Annotated in this window: 15 protein-coding genes; 4 read left to right on the plus strand and 11 right to left on the minus strand. The window is 71.6% G+C overall.

Annotated features, from left to right (window positions below; translation table 11 throughout):
- Window positions 1-425: 425 nt before the first annotated feature.
- The 9 genes from AB0N76_RS12125 to AB0N76_RS12165 all read right to left on the minus strand — a co-directional run bounded on the left by AB0N76_RS12125 (window position 426) and on the right by AB0N76_RS12165 (window position 10,889).
- The gene (locus AB0N76_RS12125; protein ID WP_363555949.1) at window positions 426-1,949 is read right to left on the minus strand and encodes a CoA-acylating methylmalonate-semialdehyde dehydrogenase; all 1,524 of its coding nucleotides are present in this window, start codon (window positions 1,947-1,949) and stop codon (window positions 426-428) included.
- Between the two features lie 253 nt (window positions 1,950-2,202).
- The gene (locus AB0N76_RS12130; protein WP_363555951.1) at window positions 2,203-2,991 is read right to left on the minus strand and encodes a hypothetical protein; all 789 of its coding nucleotides are present in this window, start codon (window positions 2,989-2,991) and stop codon (window positions 2,203-2,205) included.
- A gap of 137 nt (window positions 2,992-3,128) precedes the next feature.
- Window positions 3,129-3,560 (minus strand): hypothetical protein, encoded by a 432-nt coding sequence (locus AB0N76_RS12135; RefSeq protein WP_363555953.1) that lies wholly within the window; start codon window positions 3,558-3,560, stop codon window positions 3,129-3,131.
- A 148-nt stretch (window positions 3,561-3,708) separates the two neighbouring features.
- Window positions 3,709-5,109, minus strand: a complete 1,401-nt coding sequence (locus AB0N76_RS12140; protein ID WP_363555955.1) for an FAD-binding oxidoreductase — start codon at window positions 5,107-5,109, stop codon at window positions 3,709-3,711.
- Between the two features lie 48 nt (window positions 5,110-5,157).
- The gene (locus tag AB0N76_RS12145; protein WP_363555957.1) at window positions 5,158-5,961 is read right to left on the minus strand and encodes an ABC transporter permease; all 804 of its coding nucleotides are present in this window, start codon (window positions 5,959-5,961) and stop codon (window positions 5,158-5,160) included.
- On the minus strand, window positions 5,961-6,890 hold the full coding sequence (locus AB0N76_RS12150; RefSeq protein ID WP_363555959.1) for an ABC transporter permease: 930 nt from the start codon (window positions 6,888-6,890) through the stop codon (window positions 5,961-5,963). Before AB0N76_RS12150 ends, AB0N76_RS12145 begins: the two co-directional genes overlap by 1 nt.
- Window positions 6,887-8,026, minus strand: a complete 1,140-nt coding sequence (locus AB0N76_RS12155; RefSeq protein ID WP_363555961.1) for an ABC transporter ATP-binding protein — start codon at window positions 8,024-8,026, stop codon at window positions 6,887-6,889. Before AB0N76_RS12155 ends, AB0N76_RS12150 begins: the two co-directional genes overlap by 4 nt.
- 43 nt (window positions 8,027-8,069) lie before the next feature.
- Window positions 8,070-9,323: a spermidine/putrescine ABC transporter substrate-binding protein gene (locus AB0N76_RS12160; protein WP_363555963.1), complete on the minus strand. Its 1,254-nt coding sequence runs from the start codon at window positions 9,321-9,323 to the stop codon at window positions 8,070-8,072.
- Window positions 9,324-9,374: 51 nt separating this feature from the next.
- Window positions 9,375-10,889 (minus strand): gamma-aminobutyraldehyde dehydrogenase, encoded by a 1,515-nt coding sequence (locus AB0N76_RS12165; RefSeq protein WP_363555965.1) that lies wholly within the window; start codon window positions 10,887-10,889, stop codon window positions 9,375-9,377.
- A gap of 244 nt (window positions 10,890-11,133) precedes the next feature.
- On the opposite strand from AB0N76_RS12165, the gene AB0N76_RS12170 reads away from it, so the two are divergent.
- A complete protein-coding gene (locus AB0N76_RS12170) occupies window positions 11,134-12,783 on the plus strand; it encodes a PucR family transcriptional regulator (protein WP_363555967.1) in 1,650 nt (549 codons plus the stop codon).
- Between the two features lie 72 nt (window positions 12,784-12,855).
- Here the strand turns inward: AB0N76_RS12170 and AB0N76_RS12175 are convergent, their stop codons facing one another.
- Complete coding sequence (locus AB0N76_RS12175; RefSeq protein ID WP_363555969.1) at window positions 12,856-14,214, minus strand: aspartate aminotransferase family protein; 1,359 nt, start codon at window positions 14,212-14,214, stop codon at window positions 12,856-12,858.
- A gap of 251 nt (window positions 14,215-14,465) precedes the next feature.
- Window positions 14,466-15,941, minus strand: coding sequence for a gamma-aminobutyraldehyde dehydrogenase (locus AB0N76_RS12180; protein ID WP_363555971.1), 1,476 nt, complete (start codon window positions 15,939-15,941; stop codon window positions 14,466-14,468).
- Window positions 15,942-16,211: 270 nt separating this feature from the next.
- On the opposite strand from AB0N76_RS12180, the gene AB0N76_RS12185 reads away from it, so the two are divergent.
- The 3 genes from AB0N76_RS12185 to AB0N76_RS12195 all read left to right on the plus strand — a co-directional run bounded on the left by AB0N76_RS12185 (window position 16,212) and on the right by AB0N76_RS12195 (window position 19,127).
- Window positions 16,212-16,685, plus strand: coding sequence for an Lrp/AsnC family transcriptional regulator (locus AB0N76_RS12185; RefSeq protein ID WP_030306695.1), 474 nt, complete (start codon window positions 16,212-16,214; stop codon window positions 16,683-16,685).
- A complete protein-coding gene (locus AB0N76_RS12190) occupies window positions 16,682-18,076 on the plus strand; it encodes an aspartate aminotransferase family protein (RefSeq protein WP_363555973.1) in 1,395 nt (464 codons plus the stop codon). Before AB0N76_RS12185 ends, AB0N76_RS12190 begins: the two co-directional genes overlap by 4 nt.
- 295 nt (window positions 18,077-18,371) lie before the next feature.
- Window positions 18,372-19,127 carry an ATP-binding cassette domain-containing protein gene (locus AB0N76_RS12195; RefSeq protein ID WP_363555975.1) on the plus strand — a complete coding sequence of 252 codons (756 nt, stop codon included), beginning with the start codon at window positions 18,372-18,374 and terminating at the stop codon, window positions 19,125-19,127.
- The last annotated feature ends 1 nt before the right edge of the window (window position 19,128 follow it).

A 19,128-nucleotide genomic window follows, 5' to 3' on the forward strand; every position in this document is an offset into this window, starting at 1 on the left:
GCGGCTTTCACACCGGCCCTCCGGGCGCTTCGTTCTTTCGTGTTCCCAGCTTATCAGATGTTTTCCGTGCCGTTCCCGGCGCTTCCTTCATCCAACTCGCTGGTGTCTTCTGCGGCTTGACGCCCCGTCCGACGTTCCAAACTCTAGCCGAACCCCGCTCCGAAAAGCGAATCCGGCCGCAATCCTGAAAAAGGGAATAGCAAATAAGCCCCGCACAGGGGACTAGATGATTTTCCAAGAAGAGGATTGGCCACTCCGGGACCGTCCGCGCAGATGCGTGTCCGGTGCTCCCAGCCGAGCGACTAGAGAACACTACGCCCATTCTGAGGCGAAGGCAAACGCCCCGGACAGGCCGTAGGCCGGCCCGCGGGTGCGCGGGCCGGCCTACGGAAGGGACCGAGGGAGCGGAGCAGGGGTCCGTCCGATCAGTTGTTGGTCGGGAAGCCCAGGTTGATGCCGCCGTGCGAGGGGTCCAGCCAGCGCTGGGTGACCGCCTTGCCCCGGGTGAAGAAGTGCACGCCGTCCCGGCCGTACGCGTGGGAGTCGCCGAACAGCGAGGACTTCCAGCCGCCGAAGGAGTAGTAGGCGACGGGGACCGGGATCGGCACGTTGATACCGATCATTCCGGCCTCGACCTCGTACTGGAAGCGCCGGGCGGCGCCGCCGTCGTTGGTGAAGATCGCGGTGCCGTTGCCGTACGGGTTGGCGTTGATGAGCTCCAGGCCCTCCTGGTAGGAGGCGACGCGCACCACCGCGAGGACCGGGCCGAAGATCTCGTCGTTGTAGACGGACATGCCGGGCTTCACGTGGTCGAACAGCGTGGGGCCGAGCCAGAAGCCCTCCGCGGTCGGCTCGCCGGTGTGGTCCTCGGAGGTGATCGGGTGCTTCCGGCCGTCGACGACGAGCTCGGCGCCGTCGGCGAGGCCGGACTCGACGTAGGAAGTCACCTTGTCCCGGTGCTGGCCGGTCACCAGCGGACCCATCTCGGACTCGGTCATGGCGCCGGGGCCGACGGTGAGGTCGGCCATCCGCTTCTTGACCTTCTCGACCAGCTCGTCACCGATCGGGTCGACCGCGACCAGCACGGAGACGGCCATGCAGCGCTCGCCGGCCGAGCCGAAGCCGGCGTTGACGGCGGCGTCGGCGGTCAGGTCGAGGTCGGCGTCGGGCAGGACCAGCATGTGGTTCTTGGCGCCGCCGAGGGCCTGGATGCGCTTGCCGTAGCGGGTGCCGGTCTCGTAGACGTACCGGGCGATCGGGGTGGAGCCGACGAAGCTGACCGACTTGATGTCGGGGTGCTCCAGCAGGCGGTCGACGGCGACCTTGTCACCGTGCACGACGTTGAAGACGCCGTCCGGCAGCCCGGCCTCCTTCCACAGCTCGGCGAGGAAGAGGCTGGCGGACGGGTCCTTCTCGGACGGCTTGAGGACCACGCTGTTGCCGGCCGCGATGGCGATCGGGAAGAACCACATCGGCACCATGGCCGGGAAGTTGAACGGCGAGATGATCGCGACCGGGCCGAGCGGCTGGCGGATCGAGTAGACGTCGATGCCGGTGGAGGCCTGCTCGGTGAAGCCGCCCATGAGCAGCTGCGGGATGCCGCAGGCGTACTCGACGACCTCGAGCCCGCGCCCGATCTCGCCGAGCGCGTCGGTGTGCACCTTGCCGTGCTCGGCGACGATGATCGACGCCAGCTCGTCCTTGCGGTTGTTGAGCAGCTCGCGGAAGGCGAAGAGCACCGCCGTGCGCTTGGCGACCGAGGCGTTCCGCCAGTCGCCGAAGGCCGAGACGGCCGCGGCCACGGCCTGGTCGACCTCTGTGGTCTCCGCGAAGTCGACCTGGCCCGTGATCCGGCCGGTCGCCGGGTCGAAGATGTCGCCGCGGCGGGGCGCGGCGCCGGCGGTGGCAACCGATCGGCCGCCGATCCAGTGGGTGATGTGCTTGCTCAAGGTCCGTCTGCCTCCGAAGTCCGGGCGGCCTGACGCCACCGGTCCCTGGTGTCGCGCCGCCCGCGCGTGGACGGGGCGGCGGTGTTCTCACGCTCACGGTCCAGTCTGCTGGCGGGTCCCGGCCGCCTCAACGAACAGGCTGACGGGGATCAAGGAGGCAGCCTTACAGGTCGTAGGGCGGATGCGCTGTCCAGACGCTTCTCCGGACGAATATCCGGACAATCACATGCCGGAACAGGACCTGGCGGGCCGGTCAGGCCTCCTCTCGGCCCTCCTGGTCCTCCAGGTCCTCCAGGTCCTCCAGGTACGGGTCGTGCAGACCGTCCGCCGCCTCCTGGGTCTCCAGCAGGTCCAGCCGGAGGTCCTGCGCCCAGGCCAGCGCCCACCGTTTGAGCTCCTCGACCTCCCCGGCGGGGAAGCCCCGGGCCCGGAACCGGCCGTCGGCGGCCTCGGCCAGGATCTCCAGCCGTTCGGCGAGCGCGGTGGGCTGGAACTCGGCGTCCAGCGCCACCGCCAGGGCCAGCAGCTCGCCCTCGCGGTAGCAGCCGGTGAGCGCGTGCACGTCGACGAGGTCGCGGGGCAGCGCGCGGTCGACGAGCAGCGCGGTGGCCAGGGCGGCGGCGTCCTCCAGCGCGACGGCGGTCACCGGCAGCGGGGATTCGGCGGTGCCGAGGTCGACGCGGACCGGGCGGTGGCCGAGCGGTTCCTTGCGCAGTTCGACGGTGTGCGTGCGGCCGCCCAGGGTGAGCCGGATCGAGAGCTGCTCCAGGCGGGGCGTGCCGGGCCGATCGGTGACCCCGCTGCCCGCCGCCCGGTAGGCGGCGGCCAGGTCGGCGGCGGCCAGCGGCAGGTCGGTGCCGCCGCCGGCGACCAGGGTGAGCCCGTCCTGGGCGCAGGCCCGGACGCCGTGGGCGCGCAGGGCGTGCCCGCCGGCGAGGGCGAGGCCGTGCCGGTCGCAGCCGGGCCGGGCCAGTTCGACGAGGCGCAGCTGGACCGGGTCCGGGCGGAGGGACGGGTCGAGGGCGTCCGGGACGGTGGTCACCCCTCCAGTCTGGCGCGCCCATCCCGTCCGGCGCGCCCCGCCGATCCGGCGCGCTCCTCCCGCCGCACGCCCCTCCCCCGCCCGCCCCGCGGGCCGGCTCCCGACCGGGCCCGGGCGTCCGGTGCCGGCGCCGGGGTTCACCAGTCGCCGAGCCCGGCGGCCGCCTCGTGCAGGGCGAGTTCGAGGACGACGGGGTCGTTGAGCCGTCCGGAGCCGTCGGGCGGGACGAGCCAGCGCACGCCCCGGCTGCGCCGGCCGGGGTGCGGGACGACGATCCAGGTGCCCTCCCCGGCGCAGCGCACGCCGGTGCCGATCCAGCGGGCGGCGGTGCCGACGGGGACCAGGAAGCCGATGTGGCCGTCCCCGAAGTCGGCGAGCACCGGCCCGCGGGCGGCGGGGCCGAGGAGGTCGACGGCCGGGCGGCCGAGCCGGCCGGGGACGGAGAGGACGTCCCAGTGCCGCCCGGCCGGGAGCAGCATCAGGCCGAGGCCGGTGCGTTCCCACTGGTCGCGGAAGGCCTCCGGGTCGGGTGCCGCCTGGGCGAGCCAGTCCAGTCCGGTGGTGTCCATGTGCTGTCCCCGTTCCTGCGCGTCGGTGCCTGCGGTGGCGCGGCGGGACACGCTGGGACCCGCCGTCACCAACGAGAGGCGGACGGCGGGTCCCTCTTACACGGGTTCACCCGGATAGCGGGAACGGGGCACCATCCCGGTGCCGGGGTCAGCTGTCGAAGCCGAGCCCCAGCCGGTCGAGGGTGCGCAGCCAGAGGTTGCGCCGGCCGCCGGTGCGGTCGGCGTGTTCGAGCGAGCGGGTGGTGATCCCGATGCCGGCCCAGCGGACCGGTTCGGGCGGGAACGGCAGCGGCTTGCTGCGGACCATCTCCAGTTCGGTGCGTTCGGTGCGCTCCCCCGCGAGCAGGTCGAGCATCACCTGGGCGCCGAAGCGGGTGGCGCCGACGCCGAGGCCGGTGTACCCGGCGGCGTAGGCGACCCGGCCGTCGTAGGCGGTGTCGAAGAAGGCGGAGAACCGGCTGCAGGTGTCGATCGCGCCGCCCCAGGCGTTGGTGAAGCGGACGTCGGCCAGCTGCGGGAAGCAGTGGGCGAAGTTCCGGGCGAGCGTCCGGAAGGTCTGCGGCCGCTGGTCGTAGGAGCGGCGGACGTGTCCGCCGAAGTGGTAGACGGCGTCGTAGCCGCCCCAGAGGATCCGGTTGTCGGCGGTGAGCCGGAAGTAGTGGAACTTGTTGGCGCTGTCGCTGAGGCCCTGTCGGCCGCGCCAGCCGATGGCGGCGAGCTGGTCGGCGGTGAGCGGTTCGGTCATCAGCGCGTAGTCGTAGACCGGGACGACGTACGGGCGGACCCGGCGCAGCAGGGAGGGGAAGGCGTTGGTGCCGAGCGCGACCCGGCCGGCCCGGATCCGGCCGTGCGGGGTGCGGACGGTCAGGCCGGTGCCGTCCCGGCCGAGGTCGAGCGCGGGGGTGTGTTCGTGGACGCGGACGCCGAGGGCGAGGCAGGCGGCCTTGAGGCCCCAGGCGAGCTTGGCGGGGTGGACCATGGCCACGCCGTCCTTGTCCAGGAGGCCGCCGAGGAAGGTCGGCGAGTCGACCTGGGCGCGGACCGCGTCGGCGTCGAGCACGGTGAGGCCGGAGTCGAGGCCGTGGGCGGCGACGGCTTCGGCGAGTTCGTGGAGCTCGTCAAGCTGGTGGGGCTGGGTGGCGACGTCGATCTCGCCGGTCCGTTCCCATTCGGCGTCGATGCCGTAGCGCTGGAGGGTGGCCTCGATGCCGTCGAGGTTGGCGGCACCGAGGCGTTCCAGCCGGTCGAGTTCGACGGGCCAGCGCTGCAGGCCGTTGCCGAAGCCGTGGGTGAGGCTGGCGGCGCAGAATCCGCCGTTGCGTCCGGACGCGGCCCAGCCGACTTCCTGTCCCTCGACCAGGACGACGTCGAGGGCGGGGTCGCGTTCCTTGGCGAGGAGGGCGGTCCAGAGGCCGGAGTAGCCGCCGCCGACGACCAGCAGGTCGCAGGTGGTGGGGCCGGTCAGCGCGGGCTGGGCGGCGGGCCGGCCGGGGTCCTCCAGCCAGTAGGGGGTGGGCCGGGCGTCAGCGAGCGCGCGGGCGGAGTCCATGCATTATCAGCCACTTTCTGCACATAGAACGGTACGAAGAAGCTTCCGTCAGGCGACTGCCTTGCGGCGGTTGCCGAGCCACTGGCCGACCACGGTGAGCGCGACGGCGGCGATGAACATCGCGGTGCCTATGACGTTCACCTGGACCGGGATGCCGCGCTGGGAGGCGCCCCAGACGAACATCGGGAAGGTGACGGTGGTCGGCCCGGAGTTGAACTGGGTGATGATGAAGTCGTCGAAGGAGAGCGCGAAGCTGAGCAGCGCGCCGGCCGCGATGCCGGGCGCGGCGAGCGGCAGGGTGACCCGCAGGAAGGTCTGGACGGGGGTCGCGTAGAGGTCCTGGGCGGCCTGTTCGAGCCGGGGGTCCATGCTCATCACGCGGGCCTTGACCGCCGTCACGACGAAGCTGAGGCAGAACATGATGTGCGCGATGAGGATGGTGGTGAACCCGAACGGGATGCGCATGTTGAGGAAGAGCGTGCCGAGCGAGGCGGCCATCACCACCTCGGGCATCGCCATCGGCAGGAAGATCATCGCGCTGGTGGCGCCCTTGCCGCGGAAGCGGTAGCGGGCCAGCGCGAAGGCGACCATGGTGCCGAGGACGGTGGCGCCGACGGTGGCGGCGACCGCGATCTGCAGGCTGAGCGAGAGCGACTGGCACATCTCGGCGACGCCGCAGGGGTCGGTCCAGGCGTCGGTGGAGAACTCGTTCCACGCGTAGTTGAACTTGCCGGCCGGCTTGTTGAACGAGAAGGCGAGCACGACCAGGTTGGGGAGCACCAGGTAGGCGAGGGCCAGCAGGCCGGCCAGCACCACCAGGTTGCGGCGGATCCAGGCGGTAATCCGGGACATCAGACGAGTTCCTCCGTCCCGGCCTTGCGCATGTAGACCGTCACGATGCCCAGGATCAGGGCCATCAGGATGAAGCTCAACGCGGCCGCGGTGGGGTAGTCGAGCACGTTCAGGAACTGCTTCTGGATGCCGTTGCCGACCATCTGCTCGCTCGGCGAGCCCAGCAGCTGGGCGTTGATGTAGTCGCCGGAGGCCGGGATGAAGGTGAGCAGGGTGCCGGCGACCACCCCGGGCAGCGAGATCGGGAAGGTCACCTTGCGGAAGGTGGTGAACGGGCGGGCGTAGAGGTCGCCGGCGGCCTCGTGCAGCCGGGGGTCGATCCGCTCCAGCGAGGTGTAGAGCGGCAGGATCATGAACGGCAGGAAGTTGTAGGTGAGGCCGCAGACCACGGCGAGCGGGGTGGCGAGCACCCGGTCGCCCTCGGTGAGGCCGAGCGCGCTGGTGACGTCCAGGACGTGCAGGGCGTCGAGCGCGCCGACCACCGGGCCGCCGTCCGAGAGGATGGTCTTCCAGGCCAGGGTGCGGATCAGGAAGCTGGTGAAGAACGGCGCGATCACCAGGATCAGGATGACGTTGCGCCAGCGCCGGCTCGCCTTGAAGGCGATGGTGTACGCCAGCGGGTAGCCGATGACCAGGCAGAGCACGGTCGCGGTGGCGGCGTAGCCGAAGGACCGGACGAAGTGCCACTTGTACTCGGTGAGGGCGTCCCAGTAGGTGGCGACGTGCCAGGTGACCCGGAAGCCGTCCTCCAGCGAGCCGGTCTGCAGCGAGGTGGAGGCCTGGTAGACCATCGGCACCGCGAAGAAGACGACCAGCCAGGCGATGCCGGGCAGCAGCAGCCAGTACGGGGTGAGTCTGCGCCGGGGCCGGGGCGCCGCCCCGGTGGCGGGGGCGGCCTGCGGCGGGGCCGCCGGGGTGGTGGTGGTCATGCGGCGGCCTCCCCGGTGCCCGCGTCGATCGCCTGGGTGGCGTCCAGGGCGAAGGAGTGGGCCGGGTTCCAGTGCAGGACGACGGGGGCGCCGGGGACGATCCGGTCGTCGCGCTCCATGTTCTGCTCGAAGACGGTGACCTCCTGGCCGCCGTCGGTGCGCACCAGGTACTGGGTGGAGACGCCGATGAAGCTGGAGTCGAGGACGGTGCCGGCGAGCCGGTTGCGGCCCTCGGCGACCTCGGCGGAGCCGTGCGCGATGGTGATCTTCTCCGGCCGGACACCGAGGTGGACCCGGCCGGCGGCGGTGGCGCAGCGGGCGCGGGGGACGGTGAGCCGGGCGCCGCCGGCGGTGAGCAGCAGGTCCGCGCCGGCGTTGCCGGTGACCTCGGCGGGCAGCAGGTTGGACTGGCCGAGGAAGTTGGCCACGAAGGTGGTGGCGGGGTTCTCGTAGAGCTCGGCGGGGGCGCCGAGCTGTTCGACCCGTCCGCCGTTCATCACCGCGATGGTGTCGGCCATCGTCATGGCCTCCTCCTGGTCGTGGGTGACGTGCACGAAGGTGATGCCGACCTCGGTCTGGATCCGCTTGAGCTCCAGCTGCATCTGGCGGCGGAGCTTGAGGTCGAGGGCGCCGAGCGGCTCGTCGAGGAGCAGCACCTGCGGGTGGTTGATGAGGGCGCGGGCGACGGCGACGCGCTGCTGCTGCCCGCCGGAGAGCTGGTGCGGCTTGCGCCGGGCGTACTGGCCGAGTTCGACCAGTTCCAGCATCTCCTCGACCGGCTTCCGGACGTCCTTGCGGCCGCGCCGGCGCAGGCCGAAGGCGACGTTCTCGAAGATGTCGAGGTGCGGGAAGAGCGCGTAGCTCTGGAAGACGGTGTTGACCGGGCGCTTGTACGGGGGCAGCCGGGTGACGTCCTGGCCGCCGATCAGCACGGTGCCGGTGGTGGGCTCCTCCAGTCCGGCGATCATGCGCAGGGTGGTGGTCTTGCCGCAGCCGGAGGCGCCGAGCAGGGCGAAGAAGGAGCCTTGGGGGACGGTCAGGTCGAGCGGGTGGACGGCGGTGAAGGAGCCGTAGGTCTTGCCGATGCCGGTGAGGCGGACGTCGCCGCCGGCCGGGGTGCGCAGCTGGTCTGTCATGGGGGGTCTCTCTGCTTCTCGCTGGTGCGCGGCCGTCGGGGGGTCAGGCGCCGATGAGCTTGGAGAACTTCTCCTCGAAGGAGCTCTCCTCGGCCTCGGTGAGGCTGCGGAAGGCGCGCGCCTTGGCCGTCATCTCGGGGGTGGGGACGACCAGCGGGTTGGCCGCGGTGTCGGGGGCGAGGGCGGCGAGTTCCTCCGCCATGCCGGCGACCGCGGAGACGTAGCCGATGCCGGCGACCAGCTGCGCCGCGATCTTCGGCTGGTAGTAGAAGTCGATCAGCTTCTCGGCGTTGGCCTTGTGCTGGGCCTTGGCCGGGACCAGCAGGTTGTCGGTGGAGACGACGTAGCCCTTCTCCGGGACGGCGAACTCGATGTCCGGGTTGTCGGCGCGCAGCTGGATGAGGTCGCCGCCCCAGGCGACGCAGGCGGCGATGTCGCCGGAGGAGAGCTCCTGGCCGTAGTCGTTGCCGGTGAAGCGGCGGATCTGCTTGTTGTCGACGGCCTTCTGCAGCCGGGCGATGGCGGCGTCGTAGTCGTCGGCGGTGAACTTCGCCGGGTCCTTGCCCTGGTCGAGCAGGGTGATGCCGACGCTGTCGCGCATCTCGGAGAGGAAGGTGACCCGGCCCTTGAGCTCGGGGTCGTCGAGCAGCTGGGAGACGCTGGTGACCGCCTTCCCCTTGGTGGCCTTCCTGTTGTAGGCGATGACGGTCTGGATGCCGGCCCAGGGGTAGGAGTAGAGCCGGCCCGGGTCCCAGTCGGGGGCGCGGAAGCGGGAGTCGACGGTGGTGATGGCGGTGGTGACGTTGGCCGGGGTGAGCTTCTGCGCCCAGCCGAGCCGGATCAGCCGGGCGGCCATCCAGTCGGTGAGCACGACGAGGTCGCGGCCGGTGTCCTGGCCGGCCGCGAGCTGCGGCTTGACCTTGCCGAAGAACTCGACGTTGTCGTTGACGTCCTCGGTGTAGCGGACCTTGATGCCGGTGGCGGCGGTGAAGGCGTCGAGGGTGCCGTGCTTCTCCTTGTCGTTCTCGTCGGTGTCGATGTAGAGCGGCCAGTTGGAGAAGTTCACCTCCTTCTCGCTGTCCGAGAGGTCCTTGGCGGCGTTGGCGGTGGAGTCACCGGTGCCGGTGGTCCGGGCCGGCGGGATGCCGCAGGCGGCCAGGGTGCCGGCGCCGGCGGTGAGCGCGGCGGCGCGCAGCACGTTGCGCCGGCTCAGCGCGGCCCGGCCGCTGGTCAGGCTGCGTTCCCAGGCCTTGCGGACCGGTTCCGGCAGGCCGTCGGTGAGCTCGTTGAACGCCATGGAAGGGGCTCCTGGGGTGCGGGAGGGGGTGTGGGGGTCACCCCGGCGGGGTTATCTGTCTCCGAAGACGGTGCGGTGCCAGTCCTTGCGGGCCACCGCGGTGGTGTCGAACATGACGTGCTTGACCTGGGTGTACTCGTCGAGCGAGTACTGGGACATGTCCTTGCCGTAGCCGGAGGCCTTGTAGCCGCCGTGCGGCATCTCGCTGATGATCGGGATGTGGTCGTTGACCCAGACGCAGCCGGCCGCGAGTTCGCGGGTGGCGCGCAGCGAGCGGTGCACGTTGCCGGTCCAGGCGGAGGCGGCCAGGCCGTAGGGGGTGTCATTGGCCAGTCGCAGGCCCTCGTCGTCGGTGTCGAAGGGCAGCACGACGAGGACGGGGCCGAAGATCTCGCCCTGGACGACCTCGCTGTCCTGGGCGGCGCCGGTGATCAGGGTGGGCGGGTGGTAGGCGCCGCGGGTGAGGTCGGTGCCGTCGTGGCCGCGGGTGGCGGGGGTGCCGCCGGTGACGACGGTGGCGCCGGCGGCGCGGGCGCGGTCGACGAAGCCGGCCACCCGGTCGCGGTGGGTGAAGGAGACCAGCGGGCCGAGGTCGGTGGCCGGGTTCAGCGGGTCGCCGATCCGGACGGTCCGGTACAGCTCGGCGACCCCGGCGACGAAGGCGTCGTAGAGCGGGCGCTGGACGTAGGCGCGGGTGGCGGCGGTGCAGTCCTGGCCGCCGTTGATCAGCGAGGCGGCGACCGCGCCGTGCACGGCGGTGTCCAGGTCGGCGTCGTCGAAGACCACGAACGGGGCCTTGCCGCCGAGTTCCAGGTGGGTGCGCTTGACGGTGGCGGTGGCGAGTTCGGCGACCCGCCGGCCGACCGGGGTGGAGCCGGTGAAGGAGACCATGGCGACGCCGGGGTGGGCGACCAGGTGTTCGCCGGCGGTGCGGCCGGCGCCGGTGACCACGTTGACGACGCCGTCCGGGATCCCGGCCAGGGTGCAGGCGCGGGCGAACATCAGCGAGGTGAGCGGGGTGAGCTCGGCGGGCTTGAGGACGATGGTGTTGCCCGCGGCGATCGCCGGGAGGACCTTCCAGGCGGCCATCTGCAGCGGGTAGTTCCACGGGGAGATCGAGCCGACCACGCCGATCGGCTCGCGCCGCACGTAGGAGGTGTGGTCGCCGGAGTACTCGCCGGCCGCCCGGCCCTCCAGGTGGCGGGCGGCGCCGGCGAAGAAGGCGGTGTTGTCGATCGTGCCGGGGACGTCGAACTCGGTGGAGAGCTTGATCGGCTTGCCGGTCTGCGCGGTCTCCACCCGGGCGAGGTCGGCGGCGGCGTCGGTGAGGACGGCGGCCAGCCGGGTGAGCGCCTCGGAGCGGGCGCCGGGGGTGGCGCCGGCCCACTCCGGCAGGGCGGCGCGGGCGGCGGCGACGGCCTCGTCGACCTGGTCGGTGCCGGCGAGGGTGATCCGTTCGAGTGTGCTGCCGTCGGCCGGGTTGACGACCTGGAAGGGCTCGCCGCGGCCCGGGCCCTGGCGGCCGCCGATGTACTGCGCGCCGGCGGCGAAGTCGGTCAGGTCCATCTGCTTCCTCCAAGTGCCCGGTGGATTCGTCCGCCCGGCGACGTCCTTGATCATCCCCGGTGGTGCCGCGAGCGCGACAGGCGAGGGGGGTCCGCTGACCATGCCCAATCAGGTCAGGGCGTGACAAGGGTCACTGCGACAACCTCGCCGCGAAGCGCCTTACAGAGTGCAAAGACCCCAGTAGGGCAACAGGTCGTCGCCGGGATGGATGATTCACCTGACACTCTGAACCTGGAGGCACCCGATGCTCCCCACCGTCGCCCGTGTCCTGGACCTGGAGGTGATGCGGCGCGGCCTGCCCCAGGTGATCGCCGGAGCCGCCCACCTGGAACGCCCGGTCCGCTGGGTGCACGTCAGCGAACTGCCCGACGTCGCCGGCATGCTGCAGGGCGGCGAGCTGGTGCTGACCACCGGCATCGCGCTGCCCGAGGACCGCGAGGGGCTGGCCCGGTACGTCCGCGAGCTGGCCGAGGTCGGCGTGGCCGGGCTGGTCATCGAGTACGGCCGGCGCTACTTCGACACCCTGCCGCGCGCCCTGGTGCACGCCGCCGAGCAGCGCGGGCTGCCGCTGATCGCGCTCCGCCGCGAACTGCGCTTCGTCGCCGTCACCGAGGCCGTGCACGCCCTGGTGGTCAACGCCCAGCTGGAGCAGTTGCGCACCTCGGAGGCGATCCACCAGGTCTTCAACGAGCTGGTGGTGGAGGGCGCCGAACCGGCCGAGGTGGTCCGCCAGGTGGCCCGGCTGGCGGGCGCCCCGGTCGTCCTGGAGAACCTGGCCCACCAGGTGCTGACCCACGATCCGGCCGGCCGGCCCGAGCACGAGCTGCTGGAGGACTGGGAGCGCCGCTCGCGCGGGGTCCGCCCGCCCGGCCGCACCGGCCACGACCCGCGCAGCGGCTGGCTGGTCACCACGGTCGGCGCCCGCGGCCAGGACTGGGGGCGGCTGGTGCTGGTCCAGGAGCCGGGGCCGCCGCCGGAGGGCGGCCCGCACCCGTTCACCATGCTGCTGGAGCGCGGCGCCTCGGCCCTGGCGCTCAACCGGCTGGTGGTCCGCGACCGGGAGAGCCTGGAGCGGCAGACCCACCGCACCCTGCTCGCCGGCATCCTCACCCACGCCCTGACCGTCTCCGAGGTGGCGCTGCGCGCGCAGGCGCTCGGCGTGCCGCTGGAGGGCCGGCGGCTGGTCGGCGTGGTGCTGCGGCAGCGCCGCGGCCCGATCCCGGCCGCGCTGGAGGCGCAGGCCCGGCTGCGGGACTTCACCGAGCTGGCGGCCAGCGCGGTCCGCGCCTGCCGGCTGTCCGCGCTGGTCGGCGCGCTGGACGACGAGGGCGTCGGGGTGCTGATCGCGCTCGGCCCGCAGCAGGAGGAGCACGCCGCGCTGGACGCCTTCGCGGCGGCGCTGCGCCGGCTGACCGCCGAGGCCGCCCGGGACGCCGCGGCCCCCTCGCCGGTGGTCGCGGTCGGCTCCTCGGTCGGCTCGGTCCGGGACGCGCGGCGGACCCTGCTGGAGGCCACCCAGGTCGCCGACGCCGCGCTGCACGACGCCCCCGGCGGCCGGGCCGCGTCCTACTACCGGCTGCCGGACGTGCGGCTGCGCGGCCTGCTGCACCTGCTGCGGGACGACACCCGGCTGCAGACCTACGTCGAACGCGAGCTGGGGCCGCTGCTCGCCTACGACGCCGAGCACAACGCGCAGCTGGTCCAGATGCTGCGGATCTACCTGGAGCAGGGCCGCAACAAGTCGGCGGCGGCGGACGCCGCGCACCTGTCCCGGCCCTCGTTCTACGACCGGCTGCACAAGGTGGAGCGGATCCTCGGCGTCGACCTGGACCAGGTGGAGTCCTGCCTCTCGCTGCACGTGGCGCTGCTCGCGCTGGACGCCGTCCGGCGCTGACCGGCCCCGGCGGCGGCACGGACGACGGCGGGCCCCGGGCGCTCACCGGAGCACCCGGGGCCCGCCGGTCCGTCAGACGGTGTGCGCGTCGGTGAGGGTCAGCACCTCGTCGAGCACCGCGAGGCCCGTCTTGGCCTCCTCCGCGGTCACCGTGCACGGCGGCACGACGTGGAAGCGGTTCATGTTGACGAACGGCCAGAGCCCGCGCCGCTTGCAGGCGGCGGCCAGCTCGGCCATCGGCGCGTTGGCGGCGCCCGCCGCGTTGTACGGCACCAGCGGCTCGCGGGTGGCGCGGTCCTTGACCAGGTCGAGCGCCCAGAAGACGCCGAGGCCGCGGACCTCGCCGACGGACGGGTGCCGCTCGGCCAGCTCGCGCAGGCCGGGGCCGAGCACGGTCTCGCCGATGTGCCGCGCGTTCTCGACGATGCCCTCCTCCGCCATGGTGGTGAGGGTGGCGACGGCGGAGGCGCAGGCCAGCGGGTGGCCGGAGTAGGTGAGCCCGCCGGGGAACGGCCGCTCGGCGAAGGTGGCGGCGATCTCCGCGCTGATCGCCACGCCGCCGAGCGGGACGTAGCCCGAGTTGACGCCCTTGGCGAAGGTCAGCAGGTCGGGGGTGACGCCCCAGTGGTCGGCGGCGAACCAGGCGCCGGTGCGGCCGAACCCGGCCATCACCTCGTCGAGGATGAAGACGATGCCGTGGCGGTCGCAGATCTCCCGGACGCCGGCCAGGTAGCCGGGCGGCGGGACCAGGATGCCGGCGGTGCCGACCACCGTCTCCAGGATGATCGCCGCGACGGTGTCCGGGCCCTCGAAGGCGATCACCTGCTCCAGGTGAGCCAGCGCGCGCTCGCACTCCTGCGCCTCGTTCTCGGCGTGGAAGTTGGAGCGGTAGGGGTAGGGGCCCCAGAAGTGCACCACGCCGGAGACGCCGGTCTCGTTCGCCCAGCGGCGCGGGTCGCCGGTGAGGGCGATCGCGTTGGCGGTGGCGCCGTGGTACGAGCGGTAGGTGGAGAGCACCTTCTGCCGGCCGGTGTGCAGCCGGGCCAGCCGGATGGCGTTCTCGTTGGCCTCGGCGCCGCCGTTGGTGAAGAAGATCTTGTCGAGGTCGCCCGGGGTGCGCTCGGCGACCAGCCGGGCGGCCTCGCTGCGCGACTCGACCGCGAAGCCGGGCGCGATGGTGCAGAGCTTCGCCGCCTGCTCCTGGATCGCCGCGACCACCTTCGGGTGCTGGTGCCCGATGTTGGTGTTGACCAGCTGGGAGGAGAAGTCGAGGTAGCGGTTGCCGTCGTAGTCCCAGAAGTACGAGCCCTCGGCGCCGGCCACCGCGAGGGGGTCGATCAGCGCCTGGGCGGACCACGAGTGGAAGACGTGCGCGCGGTCGGCTGCCTTGACGGCCTGGCCGGCGGCTGAGTCAGCGGTGGGGATGCTCATGCGGCAAGGCTAGGGAGTCCCCGCGCCGTTTTGGAGGTCCATCCTGTCAGGCGGTCGGGCCATCCGCCGACAGGGTGCAAGGACGAAGGGCCCGGGTCACCAGGACCCGGGCCCACCATCAGATCAAACAGAAATCATCAGATCGCGGTCATACAGCGCCGACGGTCATGACCCGCTAGATCGCGGTCATACAGCGCCGACGGTCATGACCCGCTAGATCGCGGTAATACAGCGCCGACGGTCATGACCCGCTAGATCGCGGTCATGACGTGCTTCACCCGGGTGTAGTCCTCGAAGCCGTAGGCGGAGAGGTCCTTGCCGTAGCCGGACTTCTTGAAGCCGCCGTGCGGCATCTCGGCGACCAGCGGGATGTGGGTGTTGATCCAGACGCAGCCGAAGTCCAGGCGGCGCGACATCCGCATGGCGCGGGCGTGGTCCTTGGTCCACACCGAGGAGGCCAGCGCGAACTCCACGCCGTTGGCGTAGTCGACGGCCTGGTCCTCGTCGGAGAACTTCTGCACGGTGATGACCGGGCCGAAGACCTCGTTCTGGATGATCTCGTCGTCCTGGTTCAGGCCCGAGACGACGGTCGGGGCGTAGAAGAAGCCCTTGTCGCCGACCCGGTGGCCACCGGCCTCGACCTTGGCGTGCTCCGGCAGGCGCTCGACGAAGCCGGCGACCTGCTTCAGCTGGTTGGCGTTGTTCAGCGGGCCGTACAGCACGTCCTCGTCGTCCACGCCGCCGGTCTTGGTCTCGGCCGCGGCCTTGGCCAGCGCCTCGACGAAGGCGTCGTGGATCGACTCGTGCACCAGCACGCGGGTGGCGGCGGTGCAGTCCTGGCCGGCGTTGAAGAAGCCCGCCACCGAGATGCCCTCGACCGCCTCGGCGATGTCGGCGTCCTCGAAGACCACGACCGGGGCCTTGCCGCCCAGCTCCAGGTGGACGCGCTTGACGTCCTTGGAGGCGGACTCGGCGACCTGGATGCCGGCCCGGACCGAGCCGGTGATGGAGGCCATCGCCGGGGTGCGGTGCTCGACCATCAGCTTGCCGGTCTCGCGGTCACCGCAGATGACGTTGAAGACGCCGGCCGGCAGCTCCAGCTCGGCCAGGATGCCGCCGATGATCTCGGCCAGCAGCACGGTGGAGGCCGGGGTGGTGTCGGAGGGCTTCAGCACGACGGTGTTGCCCGCGGCGATGGCCGGGGCGAACTTCCAGACGGCCATCATCATCGGGTAGTTCCACGGCGCGACCTGGGCGCAGACGCCGACCGGCTCGCGGCGGACGATCGAGGTCATGCCGTCCATGTACTCACCGGCGGCCTTGCCCTCCAGCAGGCGGGCGGCACCGGCGAAGAACCGGATCTGGTCGACCATCGGGCCGATCTCCTCGGAGAGGGTCAGCCCGCGCGGCTTGCCGGTGTTGCGACACTCGGCGTCGACCAGCTCGTCGGCACGGGCCTCGACCGCGTCGGCGATCTTCAGCAGCAGCTTCTGCCGGGTGCTCGGGGTGGCGTCCCGCCAGATCGGGAAGGCGGCCGCGGCGCTGGCCATGGCGGCGTCCACGTCGGAGGCACCGGACAGCGGGGACGTCGCGTAGACCTCGCCGGTGGTGGGGTCGACGATGTCGAGCGTACGGCCGTCCGCCGCGTCGACGAACTCACCGTTGATGTAGTTGCGCAGCGTGCGAAGGTCGCTCACGGGTCTCTCCTCGGTCTCGGCCTGCGGCATTGCAGAATCCGGCGCCATGGTACGTCGACCGGACCGGCCGACGTAGAGCGCCGAGTGGCCGGGCAGGTAGTGCCGCGGTCCACTGGTTTGGGGGAACGCGCGCGGCGCTGCGGGGCCGCGCGGGTACCGGGCCAGGGTAACCGTTCGGCTGCCGTGATCGACAGGTCTTCGGCGCACGCACGATGAAATCCGCACCCGATTTCCAAGATCACGACGAAATCAGCAGTTTCCGAGCTTGCGAACAGGGGAACGATCGGGCACAGTGGCGGCGTGGCCAACCGCGACCGGAACGCCAGCGTTCCCCTCGACGCCGCCTCCAAGGCGATCATCGAGCAGCTCCAGGAGGACGGGCGCCGCCCGTACGCCGCCATCGGCAAGGCCGTCGGCCTGTCCGAGGCGGCGGTGCGGCAGCGCGTCCAGAAGCTGCTCGACCAGGGCGTGATGCAGATCGTCGCCGTCACGGACCCGCTCACCGTCGGCTTCACCCGCCAGGCGATGGTCGGGATCCGGGTCGAGGGTGACATCGAGCCCGTCGCCGACGCGCTGGCCGCCCTCGACGAGGTCGACTACGTCGTCTGCACCGCAGGCTCGTTCGACCTCCTGGCCGAACTGGTCTGCGAGGACGACGAGCACCTGCTCGAAATGATCAACAAGCGCATCCGCGCGCTTCCCGGCGTGCGGAGCACCGAGAGCTTCGTTTACCTGAAGCTCCGGAAACAGACCTACACCTGGGGCACCCGATGACAGCCGACCCGGCGCAGAAGGACCTTTCCAAGACCGCCTACGACCACCTGTGGATGCACTTCACCCGCATGTCGTCGTACGAGAACTCCCCCGTGCCGACGATCGTCAAGGGCGAGGGCACCTACATCTGGGACGACAAGGGCCGGAAGTACATCGACGGCCTCGCCGGCCTGTTCGTCGTGCAGGCCGGTCACGGCCGCACCGAGCTCGCCGAGGTGGCCGCCAAGCAGGCCAAGGAACTCGCGTTCTTCCCGATCTGGAGCTACGCGCACCCCAAGGCCGTCGAGCTGGCCGAGCGCCTGGCCAACTACGCCCCGGGCGACCTCAACAAGGTCTTCTTCTCCACCGGCGGCGGCGAGGCCGTCGAGACCGCCTGGAAGCTGGCCAAGCAGTACTTCAAGCTGATCGGCAAGCCGACCAAGTACAAGGTCATCTCGCGCGCCGTCGCCTACCACGGCACCCCCCAGGGCGCGCTGTCCATCACCGGCCTGCCGGGCCTGAAGGCCCCGTTCGAGCCGCTGGTGCCGGGCACCCACAAGGCCCCGAACACCAACATCTACCGCGCCCCGGCCTTCCTCGAGGGCCCGGACGGCACCGTCGACCCCGAGGCCTACGGCCGCTGGTGCGCCGACGAGATCGAGGTCGCCATCCTCAACGAGGGTGCCGACACCGTCGCCGCCGTCTTCGTGGAGCCGGTGCAGAACGCCGGTGGCTGCTTCCCGCCGCCGCCCGGCTACTTCCAGCGCCTGCGCGAGATCTGCGACCGCCACGACGTGCTGCTGGTCTCGGACGAGGTCATCTGCGCCTTCGGCCGCCTCGGCACCATGTTCGGCGCCGACAAGTTCGGCTACGTGCCGGACATGATCACCTGCGCCAAGGGCATGACCTCGGGCTACTCCCCGATCGGCGCCACGATCATCTCGGACCGCATCGCCGAGCCGTTCTACAAGGGTGACAACACCTTCCTGCACGGCTACACCTTCGCCGGCCACCCGGTCTCCTCGGCCGTGGCACTGGCCAACCTCGACATCTTCGAGCGCGAGGGCCTCAACCAGAAGGTCCTCGACAACGAGGCCGCCTTCCTGGGCACCCTGAACAAGCTGCGCGACCTGCCGATCGTCGGCGACGTCCGCGGCAACGGGTACTTCTACGGCATCGAGCTCGTCAAGGACAAGGTCACCAAGGAGTCCTTCAACGACGACGAGGTCGAGCGCGTGCTCTACGGCTTCCTGTCGAAGGCGCTCTTCGACAACGGCCTGTACTGCCGCGCCGACGACCGTGGCGACCCGGTCATCCAGCTGGCCCCGCCGCTGATCTCCGACCAGTCGACCTTCGACGAGATCGAGCAGATCCTGCGGACCAGCCTCACCGACGCGTGGGCGAAGCTCTGACCACAGGCTTTCCTTCCCCACCCTCCGCCGCAGGGCGGCCCCGCGGGAAGCGGGACCGCCCTGCGGCGTACCCGGACCCGGTCGGGAGCCGGACTCGTTCCCGACCCGATCCCGGCCGGTTCCCGGATCCGATCCCGACCCGATCGCGGCCGGTTTCCGGATCCGTTTCGCGATCAAACACGCCTGATTGCGGGCGATTTGCCCAAGATGGACCAGTGTGCCGCAACCGTGCCCAGGCCCGATCGTTCTAATCTGACGACTGTCATATCCCTGCGGCCACCCAGGATGGAACCTCATGTCAGCGGCCCCTCCTGACAACGACGTGCTGTGGGCCCGGGAGATCGTCAAGTCCCATCACGGCACCCCCGCACTGCGCGGCGTCTCCCTCGGTGTCCGGGAGGGCGAGGTGCTCGCCGTCACCGGCCCGCGCGGCTCCGGCAAGAGCACCCTGCTCGGCTGCCTCTCCGCGCTGCTCCCGGTCGACGAGGGCGAGGTCTGGTTCAACAGCGCCCCCGTGCACACCCTCGGCCGCGCCGGACGGGAACGGCTGCGCCGCGACCGCTTCGGCTTCGTCGGCTCCGAACCGCACCTGGTGCCCGAACTCACCGCCCGGGAGAACGTCGCCCTGCCGCTGCTGCTCGCCGGCGCCGGCGGCAAGGCCGCCTACACCGCCGCCGACGAGTGGCTGGAACGCCTCGACGTCGGCGACCTCGGCAGGCTCCGGCCGGACCGGCTGGTGCAGAGCCAGCGCCAGCGGATCGCCGTCGCCCGGGCCCTCGCCCCGCTGCCGCCGGTCGTCTTCGCCGACGACCCGACCGCCCCGCTGCACCGCGAGACCGCCGACCAGGTCCTGCGGATACTGACCAGCGCGGCCCGCTCCCACCAGCTCACCCTCGTGCTGGCCACCCACGACCCCGAGCTCGTCCGGTACGCGGACCGCGCCGTCGCCCTCGTCGACGGACGGCTGACCGGCCCCGTCACGCCCGTGCCGCGCGGCACCACCGCCCCGGGAACGGCCGCGGCCCCCGCCGTCCCGGCCGCCGGCCGCTGAA

Source organism: Kitasatospora sp. NPDC093806, from assembly GCF_040683335.1.
Taxonomy (GTDB): Bacteria; Actinomycetota; Actinomycetes; order Streptomycetales; family Streptomycetaceae; genus Kitasatospora.

Excerpts from the sequence above, each read along its gene's own strand:
- AB0N76_RS12135 (WP_363555953.1), bottom strand. The coding sequence starts at position 3,560 with ATGGACACCACCGGACTGGACTGGCTCGCCCAGGCGGCACCCGACCCG.
- AB0N76_RS12140 (WP_363555955.1), bottom strand. The coding sequence starts at position 5,109 with ATGGACTCCGCCCGCGCGCTCGCTGACGCCCGGCCCACCCCCTACTGG.
- AB0N76_RS12145 (WP_363555957.1), bottom strand. The coding sequence starts at position 5,961 with ATGTCCCGGATTACCGCCTGGATCCGCCGCAACCTGGTGGTGCTGGCC.
- AB0N76_RS12150 (WP_363555959.1), bottom strand. The coding sequence starts at position 6,890 with ATGACCACCACCACCCCGGCGGCCCCGCCGCAGGCCGCCCCCGCCACC.
- AB0N76_RS12155 (WP_363555961.1), bottom strand. The coding sequence starts at position 8,026 with ATGACAGACCAGCTGCGCACCCCGGCCGGCGGCGACGTCCGCCTCACC.
- AB0N76_RS12160 (WP_363555963.1), bottom strand. The coding sequence starts at position 9,323 with ATGGCGTTCAACGAGCTCACCGACGGCCTGCCGGAACCGGTCCGCAAG.
- AB0N76_RS12165 (WP_363555965.1), bottom strand. The coding sequence starts at position 10,889 with ATGGACCTGACCGACTTCGCCGCCGGCGCGCAGTACATCGGCGGCCGC.
- AB0N76_RS12170 (WP_363555967.1), top strand. The coding sequence starts at position 11,134 with ATGCTCCCCACCGTCGCCCGTGTCCTGGACCTGGAGGTGATGCGGCGC.
- AB0N76_RS12175 (WP_363555969.1), bottom strand. The coding sequence starts at position 14,214 with ATGAGCATCCCCACCGCTGACTCAGCCGCCGGCCAGGCCGTCAAGGCA.
- AB0N76_RS12180 (WP_363555971.1), bottom strand. The coding sequence starts at position 15,941 with ATGCCGCAGGCCGAGACCGAGGAGAGACCCGTGAGCGACCTTCGCACG.
- AB0N76_RS12190 (WP_363555973.1), top strand. The coding sequence starts at position 16,682 with ATGACAGCCGACCCGGCGCAGAAGGACCTTTCCAAGACCGCCTACGAC.
- AB0N76_RS12195 (WP_363555975.1), top strand. The coding sequence starts at position 18,372 with ATGTCAGCGGCCCCTCCTGACAACGACGTGCTGTGGGCCCGGGAGATC.